This is a genomic window from Aeromonas sp. ASNIH7 (genome assembly GCF_002903485.1).
In the GTDB taxonomy this organism is placed as follows: Bacteria; Pseudomonadota; Gammaproteobacteria; order Enterobacterales; family Aeromonadaceae; genus Aeromonas; species Aeromonas caviae.
On sequence record NZ_CP026226.1, the window covers coordinates 1371411 to 1392490 of the forward strand.

22 protein-coding genes are annotated in these 21080 nt (G+C 64.9%); 6 read left to right on the plus strand and 16 right to left on the minus strand.

Annotation, left to right across the window (positions count from 1 at the left end; genetic code table 11):
• Positions 1–146 precede the first annotated feature (146 nt).
• The 3 genes from metJ (at position 147) to C2U47_RS06280 (ending at position 1687) form a co-directional block, all read left to right on the plus strand.
• Positions 147–470, plus strand: coding sequence for a met regulon transcriptional regulator MetJ (gene metJ / locus C2U47_RS06270; protein ID WP_005327165.1), 324 nt, complete (start codon positions 147–149; stop codon positions 468–470).
• A gap of 35 nt (positions 471–505) precedes the next feature.
• Positions 506–1264, plus strand: a complete 759-nt coding sequence (locus tag C2U47_RS06275) for an AraC family transcriptional regulator (protein WP_103261946.1) — start codon at positions 506–508, stop codon at positions 1262–1264.
• A gap of 84 nt (positions 1265–1348) precedes the next feature.
• Positions 1349–1687: a tRNA-binding protein gene (locus tag C2U47_RS06280; RefSeq protein WP_103261510.1), complete on the plus strand. Its 339-nt coding sequence runs from the start codon at positions 1349–1351 to the stop codon at positions 1685–1687.
• Positions 1688–1769: 82 nt separating this feature from the next.
• Here the strand turns inward: C2U47_RS06280 and C2U47_RS06285 are convergent, their stop codons facing one another.
• The 3 genes from C2U47_RS06285 to nudE form a co-directional block, all read right to left on the minus strand.
• On the minus strand, positions 1770–3038 hold the full coding sequence (locus tag C2U47_RS06285) for an aromatic amino acid transport family protein (protein ID WP_103261511.1): 1269 nt from the start codon (positions 3036–3038) through the stop codon (positions 1770–1772).
• A gap of 411 nt (positions 3039–3449) precedes the next feature.
• Positions 3450–4262: a 3'(2'),5'-bisphosphate nucleotidase CysQ gene (gene cysQ, locus C2U47_RS06290; protein WP_010675709.1), complete on the minus strand. Its 813-nt coding sequence runs from the start codon at positions 4260–4262 to the stop codon at positions 3450–3452.
• Positions 4263–4306: 44 nt separating this feature from the next.
• Complete coding sequence (gene nudE / locus C2U47_RS06295; protein ID WP_039040577.1) at positions 4307–4915, minus strand: ADP compounds hydrolase NudE; 609 nt, start codon at positions 4913–4915, stop codon at positions 4307–4309.
• Positions 4916–5062: 147 nt separating this feature from the next.
• Here nudE and yrfG point away from each other — a divergent pair, with 147 nt between their 5' ends.
• The gene (gene yrfG / locus C2U47_RS06300; protein WP_041211711.1) at positions 5063–5731 is read left to right on the plus strand and encodes a GMP/IMP nucleotidase; all 669 of its coding nucleotides are present in this window, start codon (positions 5063–5065) and stop codon (positions 5729–5731) included.
• Between the two features lie 79 nt (positions 5732–5810).
• Here yrfG and C2U47_RS06305 read toward each other — a convergent pair whose 3' ends face one another.
• The gene (locus C2U47_RS06305) at positions 5811–6917 is read right to left on the minus strand and encodes an oxidoreductase (RefSeq protein ID WP_103261512.1); all 1107 of its coding nucleotides are present in this window, start codon (positions 6915–6917) and stop codon (positions 5811–5813) included.
• Between the two features lie 116 nt (positions 6918–7033).
• Between C2U47_RS06305 and C2U47_RS06310 the strand changes: the two genes are divergently transcribed.
• Positions 7034–7939: a LysR family transcriptional regulator gene (locus C2U47_RS06310; RefSeq protein WP_103261513.1), complete on the plus strand. Its 906-nt coding sequence runs from the start codon at positions 7034–7036 to the stop codon at positions 7937–7939.
• Here the strand turns inward: C2U47_RS06310 and tyrS are convergent.
• The gene (gene tyrS / locus C2U47_RS06315; RefSeq protein ID WP_103261947.1) at positions 7934–9199 is read right to left on the minus strand and encodes a tyrosine--tRNA ligase; all 1266 of its coding nucleotides are present in this window, start codon (positions 9197–9199) and stop codon (positions 7934–7936) included. The genes C2U47_RS06310 and tyrS overlap by 6 nt on opposite strands.
• A 145-nt stretch (positions 9200–9344) precedes the next feature.
• Between tyrS and C2U47_RS06320 the strand changes: the two genes are divergently transcribed.
• Complete coding sequence (locus C2U47_RS06320) at positions 9345–10154, plus strand: helix-turn-helix transcriptional regulator (protein WP_103261514.1); 810 nt, start codon at positions 9345–9347, stop codon at positions 10152–10154.
• A 48-nt stretch (positions 10155–10202) separates the two neighbouring features.
• On the opposite strand, the gene exeN is transcribed toward C2U47_RS06320, so the two are convergent.
• The 11 genes from exeN to exeD form a co-directional block, all read right to left on the minus strand.
• Complete coding sequence (gene exeN / locus C2U47_RS06325; RefSeq protein WP_103261515.1) at positions 10203–10961, minus strand: GspN family type II secretion system protein ExeN; 759 nt, start codon at positions 10959–10961, stop codon at positions 10203–10205.
• Positions 10958–11449: a GspM family type II secretion system protein ExeM gene (gene exeM / locus C2U47_RS06330; protein ID WP_010675717.1), complete on the minus strand. Its 492-nt coding sequence runs from the start codon at positions 11447–11449 to the stop codon at positions 10958–10960. Before exeM ends, exeN begins: the two co-directional genes overlap by 4 nt.
• Complete coding sequence (gene exeL / locus C2U47_RS06335; protein WP_080767872.1) at positions 11446–12630, minus strand: GspL family type II secretion system protein ExeL; 1185 nt, start codon at positions 12628–12630, stop codon at positions 11446–11448. The genes exeM and exeL overlap by 4 nt, the downstream gene beginning before the upstream one ends.
• A gap of 112 nt (positions 12631–12742) precedes the next feature.
• Positions 12743–13768: a GspK family T2SS minor pseudopilin variant ExeK gene (gene exeK, locus C2U47_RS06340; protein ID WP_043152964.1), complete on the minus strand. Its 1026-nt coding sequence runs from the start codon at positions 13766–13768 to the stop codon at positions 12743–12745.
• 189 nt (positions 13769–13957) lie between these two features.
• Positions 13958–14599, minus strand: a complete 642-nt coding sequence (gene exeJ, locus C2U47_RS06350; protein WP_049636114.1) for a GspJ family T2SS minor pseudopilin variant ExeJ — start codon at positions 14597–14599, stop codon at positions 13958–13960.
• Between the two features lie 44 nt (positions 14600–14643).
• Positions 14644–14997 (minus strand): GspI family T2SS minor pseudopilin variant ExeI, encoded by a 354-nt coding sequence (gene exeI / locus C2U47_RS06355; protein WP_257713654.1) that lies wholly within the window; start codon positions 14995–14997, stop codon positions 14644–14646.
• Positions 14998–15062: 65 nt separating this feature from the next.
• A complete protein-coding gene (gene exeH, locus C2U47_RS06360; protein WP_043152812.1) occupies positions 15063–15626 on the minus strand; it encodes a GspH family T2SS minor pseudopilin variant ExeH in 564 nt (187 codons plus the stop codon).
• 47 nt (positions 15627–15673) lie between these two features.
• The gene (gene exeG / locus C2U47_RS06365; RefSeq protein ID WP_010675723.1) at positions 15674–16105 is read right to left on the minus strand and encodes a GspG family T2SS major pseudopilin variant ExeG; all 432 of its coding nucleotides are present in this window, start codon (positions 16103–16105) and stop codon (positions 15674–15676) included.
• Positions 16106–16294: 189 nt separating this feature from the next.
• A complete protein-coding gene (exeF, locus tag C2U47_RS06370; RefSeq protein ID WP_045522076.1) occupies positions 16295–17515 on the minus strand; it encodes a GspF family T2SS innner membrane protein variant ExeF in 1221 nt (406 codons plus the stop codon).
• 1 nt (position 17516) lies between these two features.
• Positions 17517–19022, minus strand: coding sequence for a GspE family T2SS ATPase variant ExeE (gene exeE / locus C2U47_RS06375; protein ID WP_042014784.1), 1506 nt, complete (start codon positions 19020–19022; stop codon positions 17517–17519).
• Positions 19022–21076, minus strand: coding sequence for a GspD family T2SS secretin variant ExeD (gene exeD / locus C2U47_RS06380; RefSeq protein WP_010675726.1), 2055 nt, complete (start codon positions 21074–21076; stop codon positions 19022–19024). Before exeD ends, exeE begins: the two co-directional genes overlap by 1 nt.
• Positions 21077–21080 lie beyond the last annotated feature (4 nt).

The window sequence follows — 21080 nt, forward strand, 5'->3', positions numbered from 1 at the left end:
ACTGCCGGCCCATGGTGCACCACACTACGCCACCTTAAAAAAGCCGTCAACACTTCTAGACGTCTAAATGGCTTTGCTGTTGGATTGCCATTGAATTCCTTAAGGGTTAAAATCCGCGCTCACGGCCAAACGACTACAGGTGGAACATGGGTACAGAGTGGAACGGCGACTACGTCAGCCCCTATGCAGAGCACGGCAAGAAGAGCGAACAGGTCAAGAAGATAACCGTCTCGATCCCGCTCAAGGTGCTGAAGGTGTTGACCGATGAGCGCACCCGTCGCCAGGTGAACAACCTGCGTCATGCGACCAACAGCGAGCTGCTCTGCGAAGCCTTCCTGCACGCCTTCACCGGCCAGCCGCTGCCCTGTGACGACGACCTGCGCAAGGATCATCCGGACAGCGTCCCCGCCGAGGCCCGCGCCATCATGGAAGCCCTTGGCAAAGAGATCGAAGACTTCGACGCCGAGTAATGCGGCTGCCCATGGCAAACGATGCATCCCTTTCAATGACGCGGCCCGGTGCCGCGTCATGCTTATCTGCCACCTCCCCCTTCAGCCTGCGTCACTACCAGAGCGACATACAGAGCCACAGTCATGACCACGCCCAGCTGGTGATCCCCCTCGTCGGCCCCCTCGAGATCGAGGTGCAGGGCCGGGGATGTCGCCTCGCCCCCGGTTTTGCCTGCATCATCGCCCCTGGCCTTCGCCACGACTACGCCGCCGACCCGGCGCACGTGTTTCTGGTGCAGGAGAGCCACTGGCTGCCGGCAGCCCTGGGGGACCACCCCTTCGTCGAGCTGGATGAGGCTCAGCGCCACTACCTCGCCTTCCTGCACCGCATGGTGGCCGAGGGGCGCTACGTGGCCGGCATGGATCAGGTGTGGCTCGGGCTGCTGACCGAGGGACGCGGCATGGGCCCCGCCGTCGCTCCCCGCATAGCCCCTCGTATCGCCAAGGTGCAGCGTCATATGGAAGCCCACCTCGCAGACCCCCTCACCAACGAGGAACTCGCCGCCATCGCCTGCCTCGGCCTGAGCCAGTTCAAACACGCCTTTCGCCAGCAGGTGGGCACGAGCGTCTCCCACTACCTCAGGATGCGGCGCATGGCGCTGGCCCGCACCCTGCTGGCCCAGACCGCCCTGCCCATAGGCGAGGTGGCCAGCCGCTGCGGCTACCAGAACCAGGGGGCCTTTGCCGAGCGTTTCCTGGCCGAGACCGGACTGACCCCTTCCCTCTGGCGCCAGCAAAACGGCCGCCTGCCGTAATCGGTCGGCTCTTTGCCGAAGACAATCCCCGGGCATTCGAGGCATGCTGAGGCTCATGCAAGGTATGAGCAACGAGGAGCCAAGATGCAGACCATAAGCTGGCAGGATTTCGAGATGGTGGAGCTCAGGGTGGGCACCCTGGTGCGGGTCGAGCCCTTCCCCGAGGCGCGCCGCCCCGCCTACAAGGTGTGGGCGGATTTCGGCCCCGAGATCGGGGTGCGCAAGAGCAGCGCCCAGATCACCGACCTCTATCGACCGGAGGATCTGGTGGGCCGCCAGATCGTCGCCGTGGTGAACTTTCCCCCCAAGCAGATAGGCCCCATCCAGTCGGAGTTTCTGCTGACCGGCTTCTATCGCCCGGATGGCGCCGTGGTGATCGCCATCCCCGAGCAGGCGGTGGAGAATGGCGCCAAGCTGGGGTGAGACACGGCAAGGCAACCAGAAAGCAGAAGCAAGAGAGGCGACCCCCGGGGTCGCCTCTCTTGTTTGATGCTGACGGCCTGGCTTATTTCAGCAGGCTGAACAGCAGGGCCGAAACCGCCAGGGCACCGGTCAGCAGGATGAAGCCGTTGACCCAACGGTGACGGAAACGGGCCAGCGCCTCCACCTTGTAGATGGCCACCACCGGCATGATGAAGAGGATCATGGCGATGACGGGGCCGGAGAGGGTCTCCATCAACCCCAGAATGCCCGGGTTGATGATGGCGGCGCCCCAGATGGCGAAGAACATCAGGGCGATGCCGAGCTTGTCCGCCTTCGCCAGCGGCAGGCCGGTGGGCTTGGCGATCAGGCTTTTCAGGCTCTCGCGGGCACCGAGGAAGTGGCCGAGGAAGGAGGAGCTGATGGCGATGAAGGCGATGAGCGGCCCCAGGGTCACGATCACCGGGTTGTCGGTGATGTTGGCGAGATAGGAGAGCACGGAGACGTTCTGGGCCTTGGCCTCGGCCAGCTGGGCCGGGGAGAGGCTCAGCACGCAGGAGAAGACGAAGAAGAGCACGAAGCCCACCAGCATGACGGTGGTGTTGCGCAGGATCAGGCCGCTCTTGGTTTCGGCCTGCTCCCCGTATTCCCGGCGCTGCACGTTGGCAAAGCCCGAGATGGCGGCGGCGTGGCTGAAGGCGAACACGGTGACCGGCAGCGCCAGCCAGACGGTGTTGAGGAAGCTGGCGCCTTCAAAGGCGGTCACTTCCGGCCACTGCCACTGGGGAATGAGGTAGCAGGAGAGGGCCAGCAGGATCGCAGCCAGCGGGTAGACCATGACGGCGAAGGCCCGCAGCATCGCCTTCTCGCCGGCCAGCATCACGGCGATCATGGCGAACACCAGCACGCCGGAGAGCATCACCCGATCCGGGGAGGCCAGGCCGAGCTGATTGACCATGAAGCTCTCCACCGTGTTGGTCAGCCCGACGCCGTAGATGAGCAGGATCGGGAAGATGGAGAGGAAATAGAGCGCCGAGATGAGGCGCCCGGCCATCTTGCCGAAGTGCTCCTCGGCCACCTCGGTGAAGTCGGCCTGGGGACGCGACGACGAGAGCACGAAACGCGCCAGCCCGCGGTGGGCCAAGAAGGTCATGGGACCGGCCAGCACGGCGACGATGACGAGGGGCCAGATCCCCCCCAGACCCAGGTTGATGGGCAGGAACAGAATGCCGGCGCCGACGGCGGTGCCGAACAGGCTGATGACCCAATGGGTGTCGTGGCGACGCCAGCCGGTGCTGGCCATGGTGGAGGGGGAACCGGACAGCTCCCGTGAGACGTCTGCAGATAAACTCATCGATAAATCACTTCTACGTAGTATTAAAATCTAAAAATATTGTGCTCCTTTAGCATTTAATTCTCAAAAAGGGAGACTGGCAGATCTCACTGGCAAAGCCCTGTTCCACCAGTGAGATTGGGAGGAAATTTCACCCCGGATTATTCAATTAATCCTGACATTAACCAAAAGTTAGGAATATAAAACCAAAATCAAAATCGACGTCGATTTTTTGTTTCGATGAAATGCATGTTTTCAGAATTTACTGAAATTTATGCCAGTGCAGCCAGATTGGATGTGATGATCCACTGCCGTTATCGCCATCACTAGCGAATCTCCCTAAAATCCCCGTAACCAGCCAGTGGATCACACCAATGCAATCAGGCGACCCTATGGTCGCCTGATTGCATTCCCTGCGAGCTGGTCGACCCGTCAGTGGGCCAGAATGCGTCCCCAGGCGAGATCCGGGTCCCCCATCACGATGAAGTCCGGGTTCTCCAGCGACTCAGTCTCGTTGTAGCTCAGCGGTTGCAGCGCCAGGCTGAGGATGCGGCCCCCTGCCGCCTCCACGATGCACTGGGCGGCAGCGGTATCCCACTCCCCGGTGGGGCCCAGGCGCACGTAGCAATCCGCCACGCCTTCCGCTACCAGACAGGACTTGAGGGAGCTGGAGCCGAGCGGGATCAGCTCGTAGTGGATGGCCGGGTTGAGGCGACGGGTCAGGTTCTCCAGTTTCTGGCGGCGGCTGATGGCCACCACCAGGGAGTCAGGCTGATCGTGTTCATGATGGATGGCGCTGATGGGACGGCTCTCGCCGTTCGCCTCCTTGAAGGCGCCGTGACCACGCACCGCCCAGTAGAGCAGATCGGATTCGGGGGCATAGATGACCCCGAGCACCGGGACATTGTCCCGCACCAGGGCGATCAGGGTGGCGAAATCGCCGCTGCCTGCGATGAACTCGCCAGTGCCGTCCAGCGGGTCCACCAGCCAGTACTGGCGCCAGTTCGCACGCTGGCTGAAGGGGATGTCGGCCGCCTCTTCGGTCAGCACGGGGACATGGGGAGTGAGCGCTGCCAGCGCCTGTTTGAGGTAGGCATCGGCAGCAAGATCGGCACTGGTGACCGGGGTCGCATCCTCCTTCAACTGGCGTTCGAACTGACCGCCGCGATAGATCTCGTGAAGGATCCTGCCCGCCTCACGGGCGATCTCCTTGACCTCGGGTATCCAGGCCAACAACTCCTGCATGGTGCTTACCTCTGCCTCTGATTACCAAACAGACCCTCTGCGGGCTAATTTCCCTGCTCCGCCAGCCATTTGCTGGCCAGCAGCAGGGCACTGATGCTGCGCGACTCGGTGAAGTCCGGTCGTGCCAGCAACTCGTCGATCCGGTTGAGGGGCCAGGGGATCACCTCGAGAGGCTCGGGCTCGTCACCGACCCGCTGCTCGGGGTAGAGATCCCGCGCCAGCAAGATGTCCATCCGGCTGGAGAAATACCCCGGCGCCAGCGACACCTGCTTGAGCAGGGTCAGGCTGCTCGCCCCGAAGCCCGCCTCCTCCATCAGCTCCCGGTTGCCCGCCTCGAAGGCATTTTCACCGGGGTCTATCAATCCCTTGGGGAAACCCAGCTCGTAGGAGTGGGTGCCCGCCGCGTACTCGCGCACCAGCAGCAGGGTGTGGGCATCGAACAGGGGCACCACCATGACGGCCCCCCGGTTGCCGCCGCGCATCCGCTCGTAGACCCGCTCCTCGCCGTTGGAGAATTTCAGGTGAAGGGACTCCACTTTGAACAACCGGCTCTCGGCCACGATCTCGGCCTTGAGGATCTCCGGCTTGCTCTTGTCATGGGCCATGGTCTCGACACTGAGGTGGACGGGATTGCGCTTGTGGGGATCGCTCATCGGGGGCTGACTGCTCGTTAAAAAATCGTGTTTCAAGAGTAAACGACTCCCCTGCCGAACACCACGGGGCAAAGAGGGGAAAGATGCCTGAAAAATCCGTTATAATGCGCCCCGTTTTTCCCATCACCACAGACATCGCGAGGCCCCATGTCGACTCCCCTGCCCTGGCACCAGATTGATACCGTGTTGCTCGACATGGATGGCACCCTGATCGATCTCCATTTTGACAGCCACCTGTGGCAAACCCTGGTGCCGGCGCGCTACGCCGAGCGACTCGGCCTGCCGCTGGCCGAGGCGAAGGCGCAGATAGACACCCACTATCATGCGGTCAACGGCACCCTCGACTGGTACTGCGTGGATTACTGGACCCGGACGCTCGGGCTCGACATCCGCGCCCTCAAACAGGAGATCCTGGAGAAGATCCAGTGGCGCCCCAACGTCATTCCCTTCCTGGCCGCACTCAAGGCCGCCGGCAAGCAGGTGGTACTCTTCACCAATGCCCATCCCGCCAGTCTGTCGGTGAAGGATGCACGCCTCGGCCTCGCCCAGCACCTAGATCTGATGGTGAGCACCCATGAGCTCGGGTGGTCGAAGGAGAGCCAGCACTGCTGGCAGGCACTGGCCGAGCGGCTGGCGTTCGACCCGGCCCGCACCCTCTTCGTGGATGACAGCGAGCGGATCCTGGCCGCCTCGGCCGAGTTCGGCATCGCCCACCAGCTCGGCATCCGTCACCCCGACAGCCAGATGCCGCCGCTCACCTTCCAGCACTTCCCGGCGCTCGACGACTACGCCGACCTGCTCCCTCTCGGCGCCTGACACGCACAAGGCCCTCTTCACGAGGGCCTTGTCACATCAGCTCAACAGCCTGCCGAGCGCATACCGTTCATGAAAGCCCTCATGCCGCATCGCGCGGGGCCAGCACCCCCATGCTGGCCAGGTAGTCGAGGGCGCTTGGGGTGAAGCCAACCTCCGTGAGGTGCGCCGCCGTGAAAGGGGCTGCATGCAGAGGCAGGCCGCGGCTCACCCGTTCCATCCAGTCCGGATTGCCAAGGGCCGCCGTGCCCACCGCCACCAGATCGGCGCCGCCGGCCAGAGCCCGCTCCGCCGAATCTGCGTCGCTAATCTTGCCCGCCACCATGAGCGGCACCCGCCCGGCCAACCCGACCCTTACCGCCTCCAGCAGGGCGCCGCCGTCGGGATCCCCCGCCACCGCCTTGAAGCTGTCCCCCATGGAGAAGTGCAGGTAGTCGATCCCCTCGTCCGCCAGCAGGCGCGCCACCGCCAGCTGATGGGCCAGTTCGATGCCCTGGATATGGGCATAGCTCTCGGGGGAGAGACGCACCCCGACCAGGAAGCCCCGAGGTAGACGGGCGCGAATGCCGCGCACTATCTCCACCAGGATCCGCGCCCGGTTGGCGAGGCTGCCCCCCCAGCGGTCGGTGCGCAGGTTGTGCAGGGGGTTGAGGAAGTTGCAGAGCAGGAAGTGGTGGGCTGCGTGCAGCTCGATCCCGTGCAGGCCGGCGCCATGGGCCCGTTCGGCAGCGCTCACAAAGGCGTCAATGAGCGTCAGAATCTCCGCCTCGCTCAGCCCCTTGACCCCGAGGGGGTAACGCCCGCCCGGCGCCAGCGCGCACGGGCCGACCGGCGCCCCGTCGTTCAGCTCGGGCAGAGCCCGCATCCCGCCGTGATGCAGTTGCACCACCGCCAGCGCCCCGGCCTGCCGCGCACTGTCGGCCAGGGCCGTGAAGGCCTGCTGCTGAGCGTCCGTCATCAGGGCAGGCTGCCCCGCCCAGCAGCGCCCGCCGGGCTGCACCTGGGTGGCGGCGGCGATGAGCAGGCCGAAGCCGCCACGGGCGCAGCGCGCCAGCCAGTCGAGCTCGGCCTGGCCGGGATCACCGCCTGCACCGCTCATGTTGTGGGTCAAAGGGGCCAGCACGGCCCGGTTCTTGAGCCGCAATCCGGCTCGCTCGAAGTGGAAGCTGTCGCCCAGTGTCTTGTTCATCGTCCTCTCCCGGGATCGCAATGGCATGGCGGCCACTATAAACCCGGGCCAGGAGGATATAATCAGGCACACAAGCAAGACATTCATTCCCAGCAAGACACAATAGGCCACCCCTCATGAGTCACCACAAGCTCGACACCCTCTACCTGATGCGCCTGCTGGTCGCCATCGTCCGCTGCGGATCCTTCGCGGCGGCGGCGGCCCAGCTCGGCATCACCCCGAGCAAGGCGTCAAAAGATCTGCGCCACCTGGAGCAGAGCCTCGGCAGCGTGCTCCTGAGTCGCACCACCCGCCGGGTGCAACTGACCGACGCAGGAGAGCTCGCTTACCGCCAGGCCGACCAGATGATCGCCCTGCACGAGCAGTTGCTGGACGGCCTGCAGCGCCGCCGCTCGGCACTGTGCGGGGAGCTGCGCATCACGGCGCCGGATCTCTGGGGAGAAGTGGTGCTGACTCCGGTGCTGCTGCGCTTTCGCGCCGACCACCCGGAGGTGCGGATCATCGCCGACTTCAGCAATACCCCGGCCGACCTGCTGCGCGACAACCTGCACGTGGCGTTTCGCAGCACTGAGCTCGGCACCCAGCCCTACCTGGCGCGCCCCATCGCGGTGGACGATCTGGTGCTCTGCGCCAGCGCCGACTACCTCGACCGCCACCCGCCCCTCACCACACCGCAGGATCTGCACCAGCACAGCCTCATCACCCGCAGCCAGGAGTACGGCCGCCACGAGCGCTGGCCCCTGCTTGCCCAGGGGCGCGAGATCCCTCTCGAGGTAGCGGGCGAACTGGCCTTCAGCAGCAAGAAGGCTGTCCACCAGGGGATGCGCCAGGGACTGGGGATAGCCCGCCTGCCGCGCTACCTGGTGGCGGCCGAGCTGGCCGAGGGGGTGGTGCGCGAAGTGCTGCCGGACTATCGCCCCAAGGGGGCCTATTTCTACGCCCTCTATACCCAGCGCCGGGCCGAGTCGGCCCTGGTCGGCCACTTCCTCGACTACGTCATCGAGGCGCTCACCCCTTCATGAGCGGATCACCAGGTGGTACTGCTTCTTGCCCCGGCGCAGCAGCAGGTAGCGGCCGAACAGCCGATCGTCGGCGGTGAGCGGCTCATCCCGGCGGATCGCACCGTTGACGCTGACGGCCCCCGCCGCCAGCAGCTCGCGGGCGATCCGCTTCGAGTTGGCCAGGCCGCACTCCACCAGCAGGGTCACCAGATCCGTTTCCCCCTTGATGGGGCTGCTTGGCATGCCATCTTGCGCCAGCTGGGCCAGATCGCTCTCCCCAAGGCGCGCTACCTCGCCACTGAACAACGATTCGCTGATGCGCTGCGCCGCCGCCAGCGCCCCCTTGCCGTGTACCAGTTCGGTCAGCTCGTCCGCCAGCACCTGCTGGGCCAGCTTGCGCCCCTGCCGCTTCGCATCCTCCGCCTCCAGCGTCTCAATCTCGGCCAGCGGCATAAAGCTGTAGTAGCGCAGGAAGCGGTAGACATCCTCGTCCGCGGTGCCGAGCCAGAACTGGTAGAAGGCGTAAGGGGAGGTGAGCGCCGGGTCGAGCCAGATAGCGCCCCCCTCGGTCTTGCCGAACTTGGTGCCATCGGCCTTGGTGATGAGCGGCAGCGTCATGCCATAGACCTGGGCCTGATGCAGGCGGCGGGTGAGGTCCATGCCGCTGGTGATGTTGCCCCACTGGTCGTTGCCGCCGATCTGCAGGGTGCAGCCGAGGCGCTGGTTGAGCACGGCGAAGTCCTGGGATTGCAGCAGGGCGTAGGAGAACTCGGTGAACGAGATGCCCTGATCCGGACGGGCCAGGCGCTGGCGCACCGATTCGCGGGCCAGCATGGCGTTGACCGAGAAGTGCTTGCCGATGTCCCGCAGAAAATCGAGGGCGGACATCTGCCCCATCCAGTCGGCGTTGTTGACCAGCAGCGGCGCCTCCAGCCCGTCGCTCGCCGGCAACAGTGCGCTTATCTGGGCCGACAGGCTGGCGACCCAGCCCTGCACCGTCTCGGCGCTGTTGAGGGTGCGCTCGCTTGCCTTGAAGCTGGGATCGCCGATAAGGCCGGTGGCCCCGCCCACCAGAGCCACTGGGGTGTGGCCCGCCAGCTGGAAGCGGCGCAGCATCAGCAGTGGCACCAGGTGGCCGATGTGCAGACTGCCAGCGGTGGGATCGAAGCCGCAATAGACGGTGCGCGGAGTGGCAAGATGGTCGGCCAGCGCCACCGGGTCGGAATTCTGGGCCACCAGGCCGCGCTGGGTCAGCTCATCGAGCAGGTGAGGATTTGTCATGGGGGGCTCCAACAGCAAGAGAAAGAGGGCCATCCTCGCCGTTTGCAGTGCTGGCAGATATGTCCCCCAGGGGACAGTTTTGCCACTCCCGTGCTAGCATCCTGCCATCGTGGGGAAACCATTCCCTGACCCGGAGCCCATCGCCATGCCCCCGTCTCCTGCCACGGATACCCTGAGCCTGACCGCCGCCGTCGATGCCCTGCACGGCAGCGGCTTCCCGGCAGCCCTGGTGCGCCTCATCCAGCAACAGGTGGCGTTCGACTGTGCCCTGCTGCTCGGGGTGGGGCAACGGCCCGTCTACCTCTACGACAACCTGCATCATCAGCGGGCCCTATTGTTCGACCGCTACCTCACCCGCCACTTCAGTCAGGATCCCTTCATGCAGGCGCTGGAGCAGGGGCTGGGTGCCGGGGTCTGGACCCTGGCGCAGGTGTCGCGGGGGCGGCTCGACCCCGAGTATCGCCACCACTTCTATCAGGCCACCGGCTGGCAGGAAGAGGTGGGGCTGATCCTGCCGGTGCGCGGCGGCCTCACCCTGATGCTGTTTCTGGGCCGTCTCGACAAGCGCAGCTCCCTCAGCCGTGACGAGCTGGTCAGGCTGGAGGCACTGTTCCCGCTGGTCCACTCCCTGTGTCGCCAGCACTGGCGGGAAGAGACACCCCGCCTGGCCCGCAGCCCGGCCAGGTCAGATGGCACTGACCTCAAGGGAGCCGTGGAGCAGGCTATCGCCAGTGTGGGGGGAGATCAGCTAACCCGGCGGGAGCGCCAGGTGGCGGGTTTGCTGTTGCAGGGGCTGGATACCGAGGCCATTGCCGGTGCGCTCGGCATCGGCAGCGGCACGGTGAAGAATCACCGCAAGCATCTCTACGCCAAGTTGAACCTGCACTCCCGGGCCGAGCTGTTCAGCTTCTTCCTCAATCACCTCATCACGGCGCCAGCCGGCGCGCCCCCATAACGACACCACCCCGCCGGGGCGGGGTGGTTCAAACCATGGGCAACGCCGTCAGATGCGGCCCTGATAACGCAGCGGGAAGCGCCCCTGCCCATCGGGCTGGCCGAGGAAGGGGAGCCCCTGTTTCATCTGGTCCGGCAGCTCAGGACCCGGTTTCAGGGTGCCCTGGAACAGGTACTGGCGATTGGCCTGCAACTCCAGCTTGCCCAGCACCTGCACCGCCTCCGAGCCCTGCTTGATCTCGGCCACCAGCCGGGAGTCGAGACAGGTGAGCGTGATCTCGGGATCCCCCAGGGCCAGCTTGCCCGCCGGGGTGTCCGCCTGTGCGTCATACCAGTGAAGATCCCCGTAAAGGTTGTCGCACCAGGGAGAGCCCTGGGCAAACTGATCGATCTTGAGCTGCAACTGACCCGCCGCCGTCAACGGGAAGGGGGGTCTCATCGGCACCCGCTCCAGCACCCAGGGGGCCGGTGCATTCAGGGTGATGTCGCGCCCGAAAGCGGCACCGTTCCAACCCAGGATCCCCTGCCCGTTGAGTCCGCTGCGCTCGCCAAAGCGCACCGACACCTCGGGCGCCAGCCGCAGCAGGGACCAGCCATCGAGATCCCAGCGCAACTGGGTGAGGGACTCGCTGGCATATTGCACCCGGGCGGCCTGACCGCTCCAGAGGGTGCCGCTCACCCCCTCCAACCGCACCAGATTGGGGGGCAGCGGCAGATGGCGCACCACCAGGGATGCTGGCAACTGGGCCAGCAGGAAACCGAGATAGGCCAGCAGGAAGAGACTGGCGATCACTATTTTTCGCTTCATTGGGAACGACTCAACTGCAAACGTCTGACCTTGACCAGCCCGGGGGCCAGCCCCTCGCGGGCCAGCTCGATGATCTGCACCTGGACGCCGTATTGATCCGAGAGGGTCGCAAGCCAGATCAGCAGATCATCGAACGGCACCGTGTCTATCCATACCTGCAGCTCCTGACCCTGGGGCTGCAAGCGGGCAATCTTGATCTTCTGGTTGAAGGCGGTGCGGTTCACCACACCGTCCAGGGTACCGCCGGTATCGATCTGGCGCCCCTGTCCCCCCTGCATCGCCAGCACCTCCTGTCCCTTCTCCTTGAGCCAGGCCAGGGTCTGCTGCTGGTTCACCACCTGCCGCTCGCGCTCGGCAATGCGATTTGCCACCGGCTGCCAGATCGCCCAGTAGAAGAGCCCGATGAGCAGCACGCTGCCCCCCACCGCCACCAGCCGCTGCTCGCGGGCACTGATGCCGCGCCACCAGCTCTGCAGTTTGTCCATCATGACGACCTCCCCTTGAGCACCAGCGCCCCTTCGACCTTGCCTTCGGTGCTTCGCACCTCACCCTGCTGCACCTCGAAGCGCTTGCCCGCCAGCTCGCGGAAACGTTCGATCTCGGTGAAGCCGGGGGCCGTCACCTGCAACCTCAGCTCGCCCCGGGCTGCATCGAAGCGCAGCACCTCGGGCTTGAGGCCGGGCACCTCGGCAAACACCGGGGCCAGTTCGGTCAGGAGCAACAGGACGCCATCCTGGGGAGCCTGCCCCAACTGCTGGAGGTGCTGGGTCATCTGGCTGCGCACGTTGACGATGCGCGTCTCCCCCGGGAAGATCCGGGTGTAGACCTGCCGGATCTCCGCCTTGAGGGCCTTGTCCTGTTCCGCCAGCTGGTGCAGATGCACACCGCGCTGCACCAGGGCCACCAGCAACAATACACCTGCCAGCACCGCCACCTTGCGCCACTGCAACCAGTAGCGGGCGTATTCGGTCTGGGGACGATAGGGCCCCTGCAACAGGTTGGCCTGGCAGGTCAACGCCCCTTTCGCCAGCAACAGCATGGGCAGTTCCGGGTCAGCCCCCTGCCAGTTGCCCGCCGCCATGGCGGGGATGGGAGTATGGCAGTGAAGGGTGACGGGTTCGGTCTGCGCTGCCAGCAGCATGGCCAGCAGGGATTCCTCCGCCACTATGCCCTGACGGGGGCCCTGGCGGACCAGCCACTCCTCCCCCAGTTGCAGGGCTGACCAGCCATCGGCGGCGAGCGGCAGCGCCAGCACGTCGGGCAGCAGGTGCAGGGTCTTGAGCCCTGCCTGCTCCAGCCAGCCGAGCCAGGAGTGCATCTTCCCCTTGTCCACCGCCATCAGATCCACCTCGCGGCCCTGATGGCCGAGCACCACCAGGTGCAGATCGTCCACGTCTGAGGCGATCTGCTCCTCCAGCAGATAGGGCAGGGCCGCCGCACTCTGGCGGCTGTATTTGCCCGGCAGATTGACCCGCCGGAAGATAAGATCGCTGCCGGGCACCAGGGTCACCACGGGGCGACCACCGGCACGCTCCTGCAGCTCGCCGAGGGCGTGCGCCGATGCCAGGATGCCGGAGGCGATGATCTCCTGCTCCTGCGCCGACCAGACCAGCCAGTGCACTGGCTGCTGCGCATTGGTCCCCAGACGGATGACCAGACTCTCGCTCACTAATGTCTCTCCTGCCATGCCCGCTCCTCCCTCAGGGGGGCGGGCGCACAGCCATGGGTTGCAGTCCAATCGGGGGATGCGCAGGGCAGCTGAACCGCCCCACGCCCCCTTGTTATTCGGCGCCGCCGCTCAGGCGACGCAGCATCACCAGCTTGTTGTCCTTGCCACGCTGGAAGACGGTCTCAAGCCTGGCGCGGGTCTCCCCCACCTCCGCCAGCAGGCGGGCCTCGAAGAAGCTGCTCTTGATGTCCAGGGCGCCATCCAGCCCGGTGATGGCACCCGGCTGAACCTGCAACTGCTCCGTCATCTCCTGCTTGTTCTTCCACCCCTTCTTGGGGCGGCTGGTCAGCACCCGCTTGGCATCGTCCAGCCCGATCTTCCCCTGGTAGAGCCCCACCAGCAGGGCCGCCTGCTCCGGCCGGATGGTGTTGATGTTCACCACCAGCTTGTCATTGGGCAGGGTGCACACATAGGGGGCCAGCCGGGCGTACAGGCTGGCGCTCACCCCGCGCACCGCCCGCAATTCGTCGGTGCCCAGCATCCGCTGGTTAGCCACCAGGTAGGGGGGATTGAGTCCCTCGTAGTAGGCATCCTCGGCCCCGTTGCTCGAGACCAGCTGGGTATCCTTGTCGGTCCAGTCGCGGATGGCGTCCGTCAGCTGCACCGCTTCGTAATCATCCACCTCGAGTTGGGCGAGCAGGGCCCGGAACACCTTGAACTGGTAAGGCTGGGCCTCGAGATCGTCGCCGTTCTCCCCCTCCTTGAGGGGCACGCTCAGGCTGTTGAGGTTGAAGCAGGATTGCAGATCCCGCACCCGGCCCGAGAGAGTGCCATCCTCCACCGGGAAGACCCCGTCCTCTCGCGCCCAGTTCTGTCCCAGACTCACCCGATCCGGGTCATCCTTGAAGTCCTGGTTCAGCACCTTGATCACCAGGGCCTCCGCCGACATGGCATACCACCAGGCCTGCTTGCCCAGGGTGAGGTTGGCGGTGCGGCGCAGCTCCAGTTGCAGGCGGCCGCTCATGTTGCTGGCGACGATCACCATCACCGCGAGGATGAGCAGCACCACCAGCAGGGCCATGCCCCCCTGGCGGCCCAGTGTAGTGCGGGATCGGCCCCGGCCGCGCTTAATTGCCATTGTCCGCTCGCTGGCCACCAGCACCGATCAGAAACTGGCGACGTCGAATAGTGCCGTCATCCTCCGTGACGGACAGGGGAAAACGACGATCAGTTACCATTCTCTGCCCTCTGGCCACCAGCACCGATCAGGAACTGGCGGCGTCGAATAGTGCCGTCATCCTCCGTGATAGACAGGGGAAAACGACGATCAGTTACCATTCTCTGCCCTCTGACCACCGGCTCCGATCAGGAACTGGCGGCGGATGGTGCCGTAGTCTTCAAGCTCCAGCTCCACCGCCAGCCCGTAGGGCAGCAGGTCGCGCTGGGTCCACTCTTCCTTCCACTGTCCCTTGTCGTAGAAATAGAGGCGCAGCGCCGTCACGCCAGTCAGCACGGGCTGAATGCGCGGCTCGGTGCCAATGGCCGGATCCGGATAGAGGTAGCTCAACCGCTCCAGGGTCTGCCCCTTGAGACGCCAGCCCACCCGTTGCAGGCCGGAGCGCGGCAGTATGCCGTCCGGATTAAGCCAGCCGCCGCGAATGAAGGCCATGCCCCAGTCGTCGCTCTGCTGGCCGAAGCGGGACGCCGCCAGCAGCACCTTGTTGTTCTCGCCGTCGATGCGACCGCTGCGCGGCACCATCTGGGTAATGTCCCGCTCCAGCAGGCTGAAGGCGAGCTGCAGTTCCGAGAGACGGGCCTCCTTGCGCTTGGCCACCTCGTCGCTGGTCAGCACCCCTTGCAGCACCTGATAGGCCCCCAGGCTCAGGGTGGCGAAGATGGCGATGGCCACCAGCATCTCAAGCAGGGTAAAGCCGCGGTGGTGCGATGGGCGGGTGTTGCTCTGGATCATCGGCTGACACCGGCTCCGGATCATGGACGCACGTTGATGAATGTTCATCGGCTGAGATAGGTCCGGATCATGGCCACCGGGCTGTCGGCCTTGGGCGCGGTGCGCACTTCCATGTCCAGCGCCCTGAAGTTGCTGTCCGCCGTGGCGACGCCGCGATAGCGCCAGTACCAGGTCTGCCCGGCCATCTCCTCGTCCCCTTCCACCCAGCTGTCTCCCGGCCACTTGCCTTCGAGCTTCTGCTGCACCAGCTGATTCTCCACCACCCAGGTCGCCAGGGTCTTCTGCTCCAGATAATTGAGGCCGGCCAGGTGTTCGCTCGCGGTCTTCATCACCGCCAGCCCGGCGATGGCAAACACCGCCAGGGCCACCATGACCTCCAGCAGCGTCATGCCGCGCACCCGGGCGGGGCCGCCCGACAGAGCGGTGCGACGCGCTAGAACGCCCCCTGCGGGCCTGGCGCTCTTCACTCTTCTTCCTCTTCATCCTGCAGCAGGGAGAGACGACCGAACTCGTCCCCCCTGACGGTGCGCAGGTAGTGCAGATCCTCGTCCTGCTGGCTCAGGGTCAGCACGAAGGGAGAGAGCTCTCCCCCCGGAAAGACCAGGATCTGGGGTGTCCGCTCACGCTCGTCCCGACCCTGCTCCTGGCGTTCATCCGACGCAGTACGCCAGTTGAAACCTTCCAGCTCCACCGCCAGGGTCATCCCCTCCGGCAACGTCACCGGCCCCAGCAGCCTGTCACCGGTCAGTGCGCGCCACTTGCGATCCTTGGGATCCCGGGACATAAACTGCCAGCCGTTCTCCTCGACCCGCAGCCCCAGCAGCCTGCCATCCATGACCGAATACTCCTGGGCCTGCTGCAGGGTCGCCATGAAGCGGCGCGCCTGCTTGTCGAGCTCCCGATCCCCCCTGGCGCCCCCCATGCTGAGGGTGACGGCGGTCGCCACCAGTCCCATCAACATGGCGACCAGCAACACTTCCAGCAGGGTAAAACCGGCCTGGTGACGGGCCCAAGAGGCCACCTTCATTCAGGCAGCCCCGGGGTGGCCCGGTGAGCACGACGCGGCGGAATCACTTATTGGAAGTCCTTCAGGTTCCAGTTGCCGATGTCGTCATCGGTCCCGGCTTCGCCGTCCATCCCCATGGAGAAGATGTCGATCTTGCCGAACTGGCCCGGGCTCAGCAGCTGGTACTGGTTGCCCCAGGGATCCTGCGGCAGGCGCTTGATGTAGCCCCCTTCACGGTAGCTGCGCGGCTCAGGGGATGCGGTCGGCTTGTTGACCAGGGCATCCAGCCCCTGCTCGGTGGTGGGGTAGCGGTTGTTGTCCAGCTTGTACATGTCGAGGGCGTTTTCCAGCGCCACTATGTCGGAGACCGCTTTTTGCTGATCCGCCTTCTCCTTGTTGCCCATCAGGTTGGGCACCACCAGACTGGCCAGGATCCCCAGGATCACGATGACCACCATCACTTCCAGCAGGGTAAAACCCGATTGACGACGCTTTTGCATGACTGACTCCCTAACGAAATGAGATGGCATGAGCCATCAACGATTAACTGTTAAACCACGATCGTTCGATTGAATGTGCAGGTTCGAATGGCGAAGCCTATTCGGGCACCCGACCCTCACAGATTCACCATATTGTTGAGCTCGAGCGAGTTGACCGCGGGATCGACCGATGTCACACGCACGCCAGCCTCACAGATTCACCATGTTGTTGAGCTCCAGGATCGGCTGCAGGATCGACATCACGATAAACAGCACCACCCCGGCCATGGAGACCACCAGCATGGGCTCGAACACCCCGAGGGCGATGTTCACCTGGGTTTCGAACTCCCTGTCCTGGTTGTCCGCCGCCCGCTCCAGCATGCTGTCGAGCTCGCCGCTCTGCTCGCCCGAGGCGATCATGTGCAGCATCATGGGCGGAAAAATTCTGGTTTCATCCAGCGACTTGCGCAGGCTGGTCCCCTCCCGCACCCGCTCGGTGGCCTCACCGATGCGCATGCGGGCATAGTCGTTGGAGAGCACTTCGCCGGCGATCTTCATTCCCTCCAGCAGGGGCACGGCGCTGGCGTTGAGGATGCTCAGGGTGCGGGCAAAGCGGGCGGTGTTGAGACCGCGGCTGACCCGACCGATCACCGGCAGGCGCAGTATCACCTGGTGCCAGCGACGACGACGCTTGTCGTCGGTCAGCCACCAGCGCCAGATCAGGCCGCCAATGCCAAGGAGCAGCAGGAACCAGAGGCCGTAGTGCTGCAACAGCTCGCTGGTGCCGATGAGGAAACGGGTGGTGCCCGGCAGTTGCTGGCCCATGTGTTCGAACTGGGCCACCACCTTGGGCACCACGGCGGTGAGCAGTATGGAGATGACCCCCACCGCCACCAGGGTGAGGACGATGGGATAGATCATCGCCTGCAGCAGCTTGGTGCGCATGTGCTGGCGCTGCTCGGTGTAATCGGCGAGACGGTTGAGCACCTTCTCCAGGTGACCGGACTTCTCGCCGGCCGCCACCATGGAGCGGAACAGCTGGTCGAACACATGGGGGAAGGCCCCCAGCGAATCGGCCAGGGAATACCCCTCCACCACCTTGCTGCGCACCGTCGCCACCAGGCTGCGCAGGTGGGCCTTCTCGCACTGTTCGGCGACTGCCTTGAGGGCCTCCTCGATGGTGAGACCGGCCCCCACCAGGGTCGCCAGCTGGCGGGTGATGAGGGCAAGCTCCGAGGTGGAGGCGCCGCGGCGAAACAGCACGAAGCGGTTCGCCTCCCGTTTGGCCTTCTCGGTGGTCTCGTTCACCTCGAGGGGGGTCAGCCCCTGCTCGCGCAGCAGCTGGCGCACCTGGCGGGCGGAATCCCCTTCCAGCACGCCGCTCTTGTTGCGCCCCTTGCCGTCGAGGGCCTTGTATTCAAATGCCGCCATTTCAGTCTTCCCGGGTCACGCGCAGCACCTCTTCGAGGCTGGTCTGCCCCTTGAGTACCTTGTCGATGCCGTCGCGGCGGATGCTGGGGGTGTGACCCCGGATCAGCCGCTCGATGGCGAGCTCGCCGCTGGCGCTGTGGATCGCCTCGCGCACCGCCTCGTCCACCACCACCAGCTCGTGGATGCCGGTCCGGCCGCGATAGCCGGTGTGGTTGCACTGCTCGCAGCCCACCGGACGCCAGATCTGCTGATCCGGCGCAAGCTCGATGCCCATGGCAACACGCTCCTGCTCGGTGACAGGGTGCGGTGCGCGGCAATCCGGGCAGAGGGTGCGCACCAGCCGCTGGGCCAGTACCGCCAGGAGCGACGAGGAGAGCAGGAAGGGCTCGATCCCCATGTCCCGCATCCGGGTGATGGCGCCGATGGCGGTGTTGGTGTGCAGGGTCGACATCACCAGGTGACCGGTGAGGGATGCCTGCACCGCGATCTGGGCGGTCTCGAGGTCACGGATCTCCCCCACCATCACCACGTCCGGATCCTGGCGCAGAATGGCGCGCAGGCCCCGGGCGAAGGTCATGTCCACCTTGCTGTTGACCTGGGTCTGGCCCACCCCTTCAAGGTCATATTCGATGGGGTCTTCGACGGTCAGGATGTTGCGATCCCGGGAGTTGATCTCCGAGAGGGCCGCGTAAAGGGTGGTGGACTTGCCCGAACCGGTCGGGCCCGTCACCAGGATGATGCCGTGGGGCTTGCGAATGAGTTCGCTGATGATGTTGCGGTTGGCCAGCGTCATGCCGAGCTGCTTGAGCTCAAGGCGCACGTTGTTCTTGTCGAGCAGTCGCAATACCACCCGCTCGCCGTAGCTGGAGGGCATGGTGGAGACCCGCACGTCCACCGCCCGGCCGCCGATGCGCAGTGAGATGCGGCCATCCTGCGGCACCCGCTTCTCGGCGATGTCCATGCGCGACATGACCTTGATGCGCGACACCAGCAGGGAGGCGAGCTTGCGATGGGGGCGCAGGATCTCCCGCAGCACCCCATCGATGCGAAAACGGATCACCAGGGCCCGCTCGAAGGTCTCGATGTGGATGTCAGACGCCTCTTCTTTTATCGCCTCGCTCAACATGGCATTGATGAGGCGAATGATGGGGGCGTCGTCGTCGGCATCCAGCAGATCCTCGCTCTGGGGCAGCTCTTCGGCCAGGGCAAAGAAGTCCATCTCGTTGCCGAGATCCTCCATCAGCTGACGCGCCTCGGAGGAGTCACGCTGATAGTGGGCCATCAGGAGCGTCTCGAACTCGTCGTTGCCAAGCTGCTCCACCGCGAAGGCACAGCCCGCCACCCGTCGCACCTCCAGCAGGGTCTGGGGGGAGATCCCCTGACGACAGAGCAGCACCGGGGCACCCTGGCGCTCGGTCAGGATGGCCCCGAAGTTGCGGGCAAACGCGAACGGCAGTTCCGGCAGGGGAGCCGGCAGCTCGCTGCCATCGAGCTGATAGGCGGCCATCAGGGCTTGCTCTGCACGAAGGGCTGCTCCTGCACCTGGGCGCGCACGCCGGTGGCGGTCGCCTGCTGCTGGGCCTGCATTCTCTGGATCTGCTGCTGCACCTCGGGGGACATCATCACGTCCTGGCCATAGGCGGGCAGCACCTGGCGAGCCGGCGAGGTGGCATAGCCCTCTTCCGCAGCCCGGCTCAGCTGTTCGGCCCTGAACAGGGTGTACTTGTTGCTGGAGACCCCGGAGTAGACATTGGCGTCACGCAATATGGTCGGGCGGATGAAGACCATCAGGTTGCGCTTGGCGGTGGAGGTCTTGGAGGAACGGAACAGGTAGCCCAGTACCGGAATGTCCCCGAGCAGGGGCACCTTGGAGATCTGCTCCTGGGTCTGTTCGTCCATCAGGCCGCCCAGCACCACTGTCTCGCCGCTCTTGACCAGCACGGCGTTCTTCACGGTACGGGTATCGAAGGTGGGGCCCAGGTTGGCGGTCCCGGTCGCCTGCTTCTGTGCCACGCTGGAGACCTCCTGCTCGATGTTGAGCAGCACGGAATCTCCTTCGTTGATCTGGGGCGTCACCACCAGCTTGGTCCCCACCGTCTTGCGCTCTATGGTGTTGAACACCTGATCGCTGGTGGTGGAGCTCTGGGAGCCGCTCTGCACCGGCACTTCCTGACCGACGTTGAAGGAGGCCTCCTTGTTGTCCATGGTGACGATGCTCGGGGTGGAGAGGATGTCGTTCTTGCTGTTGGTGGAGAGCGCCGTCACCAGCGCCGCCCAGTCCCCGTGATAGAAGCCTGCCGCCATGCCGCTGAAGCTGCCCGCCAGGGATGACAGGCCGTCGGTGTTGCCGTTGTCTTTGTAATCCTTGGCGGCGATGGCCAGGGAGCCGATGGGCAGACCAGTGTCGGTGAACTGGGTGCCGCCGCCATTGGTGTTGGCCCACTGCACCCCGAGGTTCATGCCGTCACCATCCGATATCTCGACGATGATGGCCTCCACCAGCACCTGGGCACGGCGAATGTCGAGCTTGGCGATCACCTGCTCCAGCTCGGCCATCACGTCCGGCTGGGCGGTGATCACCAGGGCATTGGTGGTCTCGTCGGCGGAGATGGCGAGCTGGCCGCCGCCGATGCTGGCGCCGCCCGTGGCCGTGGCCGCCGCCCCGCCCTTCTTGTCGGCGGCGATGCTGGAGCTGACCCCCTTGAGGACGTCCACCAGATCCTTGGCCTTGCCATATTTCAGGTAGAAGACCCGGGTGTTGCCCTGGCTCTGCAGATCCCGGTCGAGCTGGCGCACCATCTGGATGATGCGGGCACGGGCCTTGGGCTCGCCGCTGATGACCACTGAGTTGGTGCGCTCGTCGGCCACCACCTTGGGGGAGAGCAGCAGCGAGGCGTTGGCCCCCTGATTGCTGCCATCCTTGTTGAGGTTGGTCACCAGCCGCACCATCTCGCCGGCGGAGGCGAACTTGAGCTTGATGACGTCCATGTCCTGATCCCCCGCCTTGTCCACCCGGCGAACCACCTCCACCAGGCGGTTGACCACGGCGGCGCGGCCGGTGATGAGCAGCACGTTGGAGGGCTCATAGTGGACCACGTTGCCGCCGCCAGCGTTGTCGTTGAGCTGACGCAGCAGGGGGGCCAGTTCACGGACCGAGACATTGCGCACCGGTACCACCCGGGTCACCATCTCGTCACCCACGCCGGGGTTGGTGTCATCCACCACGGGGATGGCCGAGGTCTTGGCATCCTTGGAGCGCACCACCTTGAGCACGCCGTTGTTCATGGGCACCACGGCAAAGCCGTAAACGTCGAGCACGCTCAGGAAGAACTGGTAGTACTGATCCTCGTTGAGCAGGTCATAGCTGCGCACGTTGATCTTGCCGCGCACCGATGGCTCTATGATGATGGTTTTGTTCAGGTTCTTGCCGACCGTGTTGATGAACTCCTCGATGTCGGCGTTCTTGAAACTGGCGGAATACTCGGTGGCCCAGGCAGAACCGGCCATCATCAAGGCTGCCGCCATGGTGGCCAGACGCCAGCCCTTCCCTTTATTTGTCATTCTT

Coding starts and splice junctions, on each gene's coding strand:
- exeK (WP_043152964.1), bottom strand. CDS start 13,768: ATGGCAATTAAGCGCGGCCGGGGCCGATCCCGCACTACACTGGGCCGC.
- exeE (WP_042014784.1), bottom strand. CDS start 19,022: ATGGCCGCCTATCAGCTCGATGGCAGCGAGCTGCCGGCTCCCCTGCCG.
- C2U47_RS06305 (WP_103261512.1), bottom strand. CDS start 6,917: ATGAACAAGACACTGGGCGACAGCTTCCACTTCGAGCGAGCCGGATTG.
- nudE (WP_039040577.1), bottom strand. CDS start 4,915: ATGAGCGATCCCCACAAGCGCAATCCCGTCCACCTCAGTGTCGAGACC.
- tyrS (WP_103261947.1), bottom strand. CDS start 9,199: ATGACAAATCCTCACCTGCTCGATGAGCTGACCCAGCGCGGCCTGGTG.
- exeD (WP_010675726.1), bottom strand. CDS start 21,076: ATGACAAATAAAGGGAAGGGCTGGCGTCTGGCCACCATGGCGGCAGCC.
- exeM (WP_010675717.1), bottom strand. CDS start 11,449: ATGATGGACAAACTGCAGAGCTGGTGGCGCGGCATCAGTGCCCGCGAG.
- exeG (WP_010675723.1), bottom strand. CDS start 16,105: ATGCAAAAGCGTCGTCAATCGGGTTTTACCCTGCTGGAAGTGATGGTG.
- exeF (WP_045522076.1), bottom strand. CDS start 17,515: ATGGCGGCATTTGAATACAAGGCCCTCGACGGCAAGGGGCGCAACAAG.
- C2U47_RS06285 (WP_103261511.1), bottom strand. CDS start 3,038: ATGAGTTTATCTGCAGACGTCTCACGGGAGCTGTCCGGTTCCCCCTCC.
- C2U47_RS06320 (WP_103261514.1), top strand. CDS start 9,345: ATGCCCCCGTCTCCTGCCACGGATACCCTGAGCCTGACCGCCGCCGTC.
- C2U47_RS06310 (WP_103261513.1), top strand. CDS start 7,034: ATGAGTCACCACAAGCTCGACACCCTCTACCTGATGCGCCTGCTGGTC.
- yrfG (WP_041211711.1), top strand. CDS start 5,063: ATGTCGACTCCCCTGCCCTGGCACCAGATTGATACCGTGTTGCTCGAC.
- exeH (WP_043152812.1), bottom strand. CDS start 15,626: ATGAAGGTGGCCTCTTGGGCCCGTCACCAGGCCGGTTTTACCCTGCTG.
- metJ (WP_005327165.1), top strand. CDS start 147: ATGGGTACAGAGTGGAACGGCGACTACGTCAGCCCCTATGCAGAGCAC.
- exeJ (WP_049636114.1), bottom strand. CDS start 14,599: ATGATCCAGAGCAACACCCGCCCATCGCACCACCGCGGCTTTACCCTG.
- C2U47_RS06280 (WP_103261510.1), top strand. CDS start 1,349: ATGCAGACCATAAGCTGGCAGGATTTCGAGATGGTGGAGCTCAGGGTG.
- exeN (WP_103261515.1), bottom strand. CDS start 10,961: ATGAAGCGAAAAATAGTGATCGCCAGTCTCTTCCTGCTGGCCTATCTC.
- cysQ (WP_010675709.1), bottom strand. CDS start 4,262: ATGCAGGAGTTGTTGGCCTGGATACCCGAGGTCAAGGAGATCGCCCGT.
- C2U47_RS06275 (WP_103261946.1), top strand. CDS start 506: ATGACGCGGCCCGGTGCCGCGTCATGCTTATCTGCCACCTCCCCCTTC.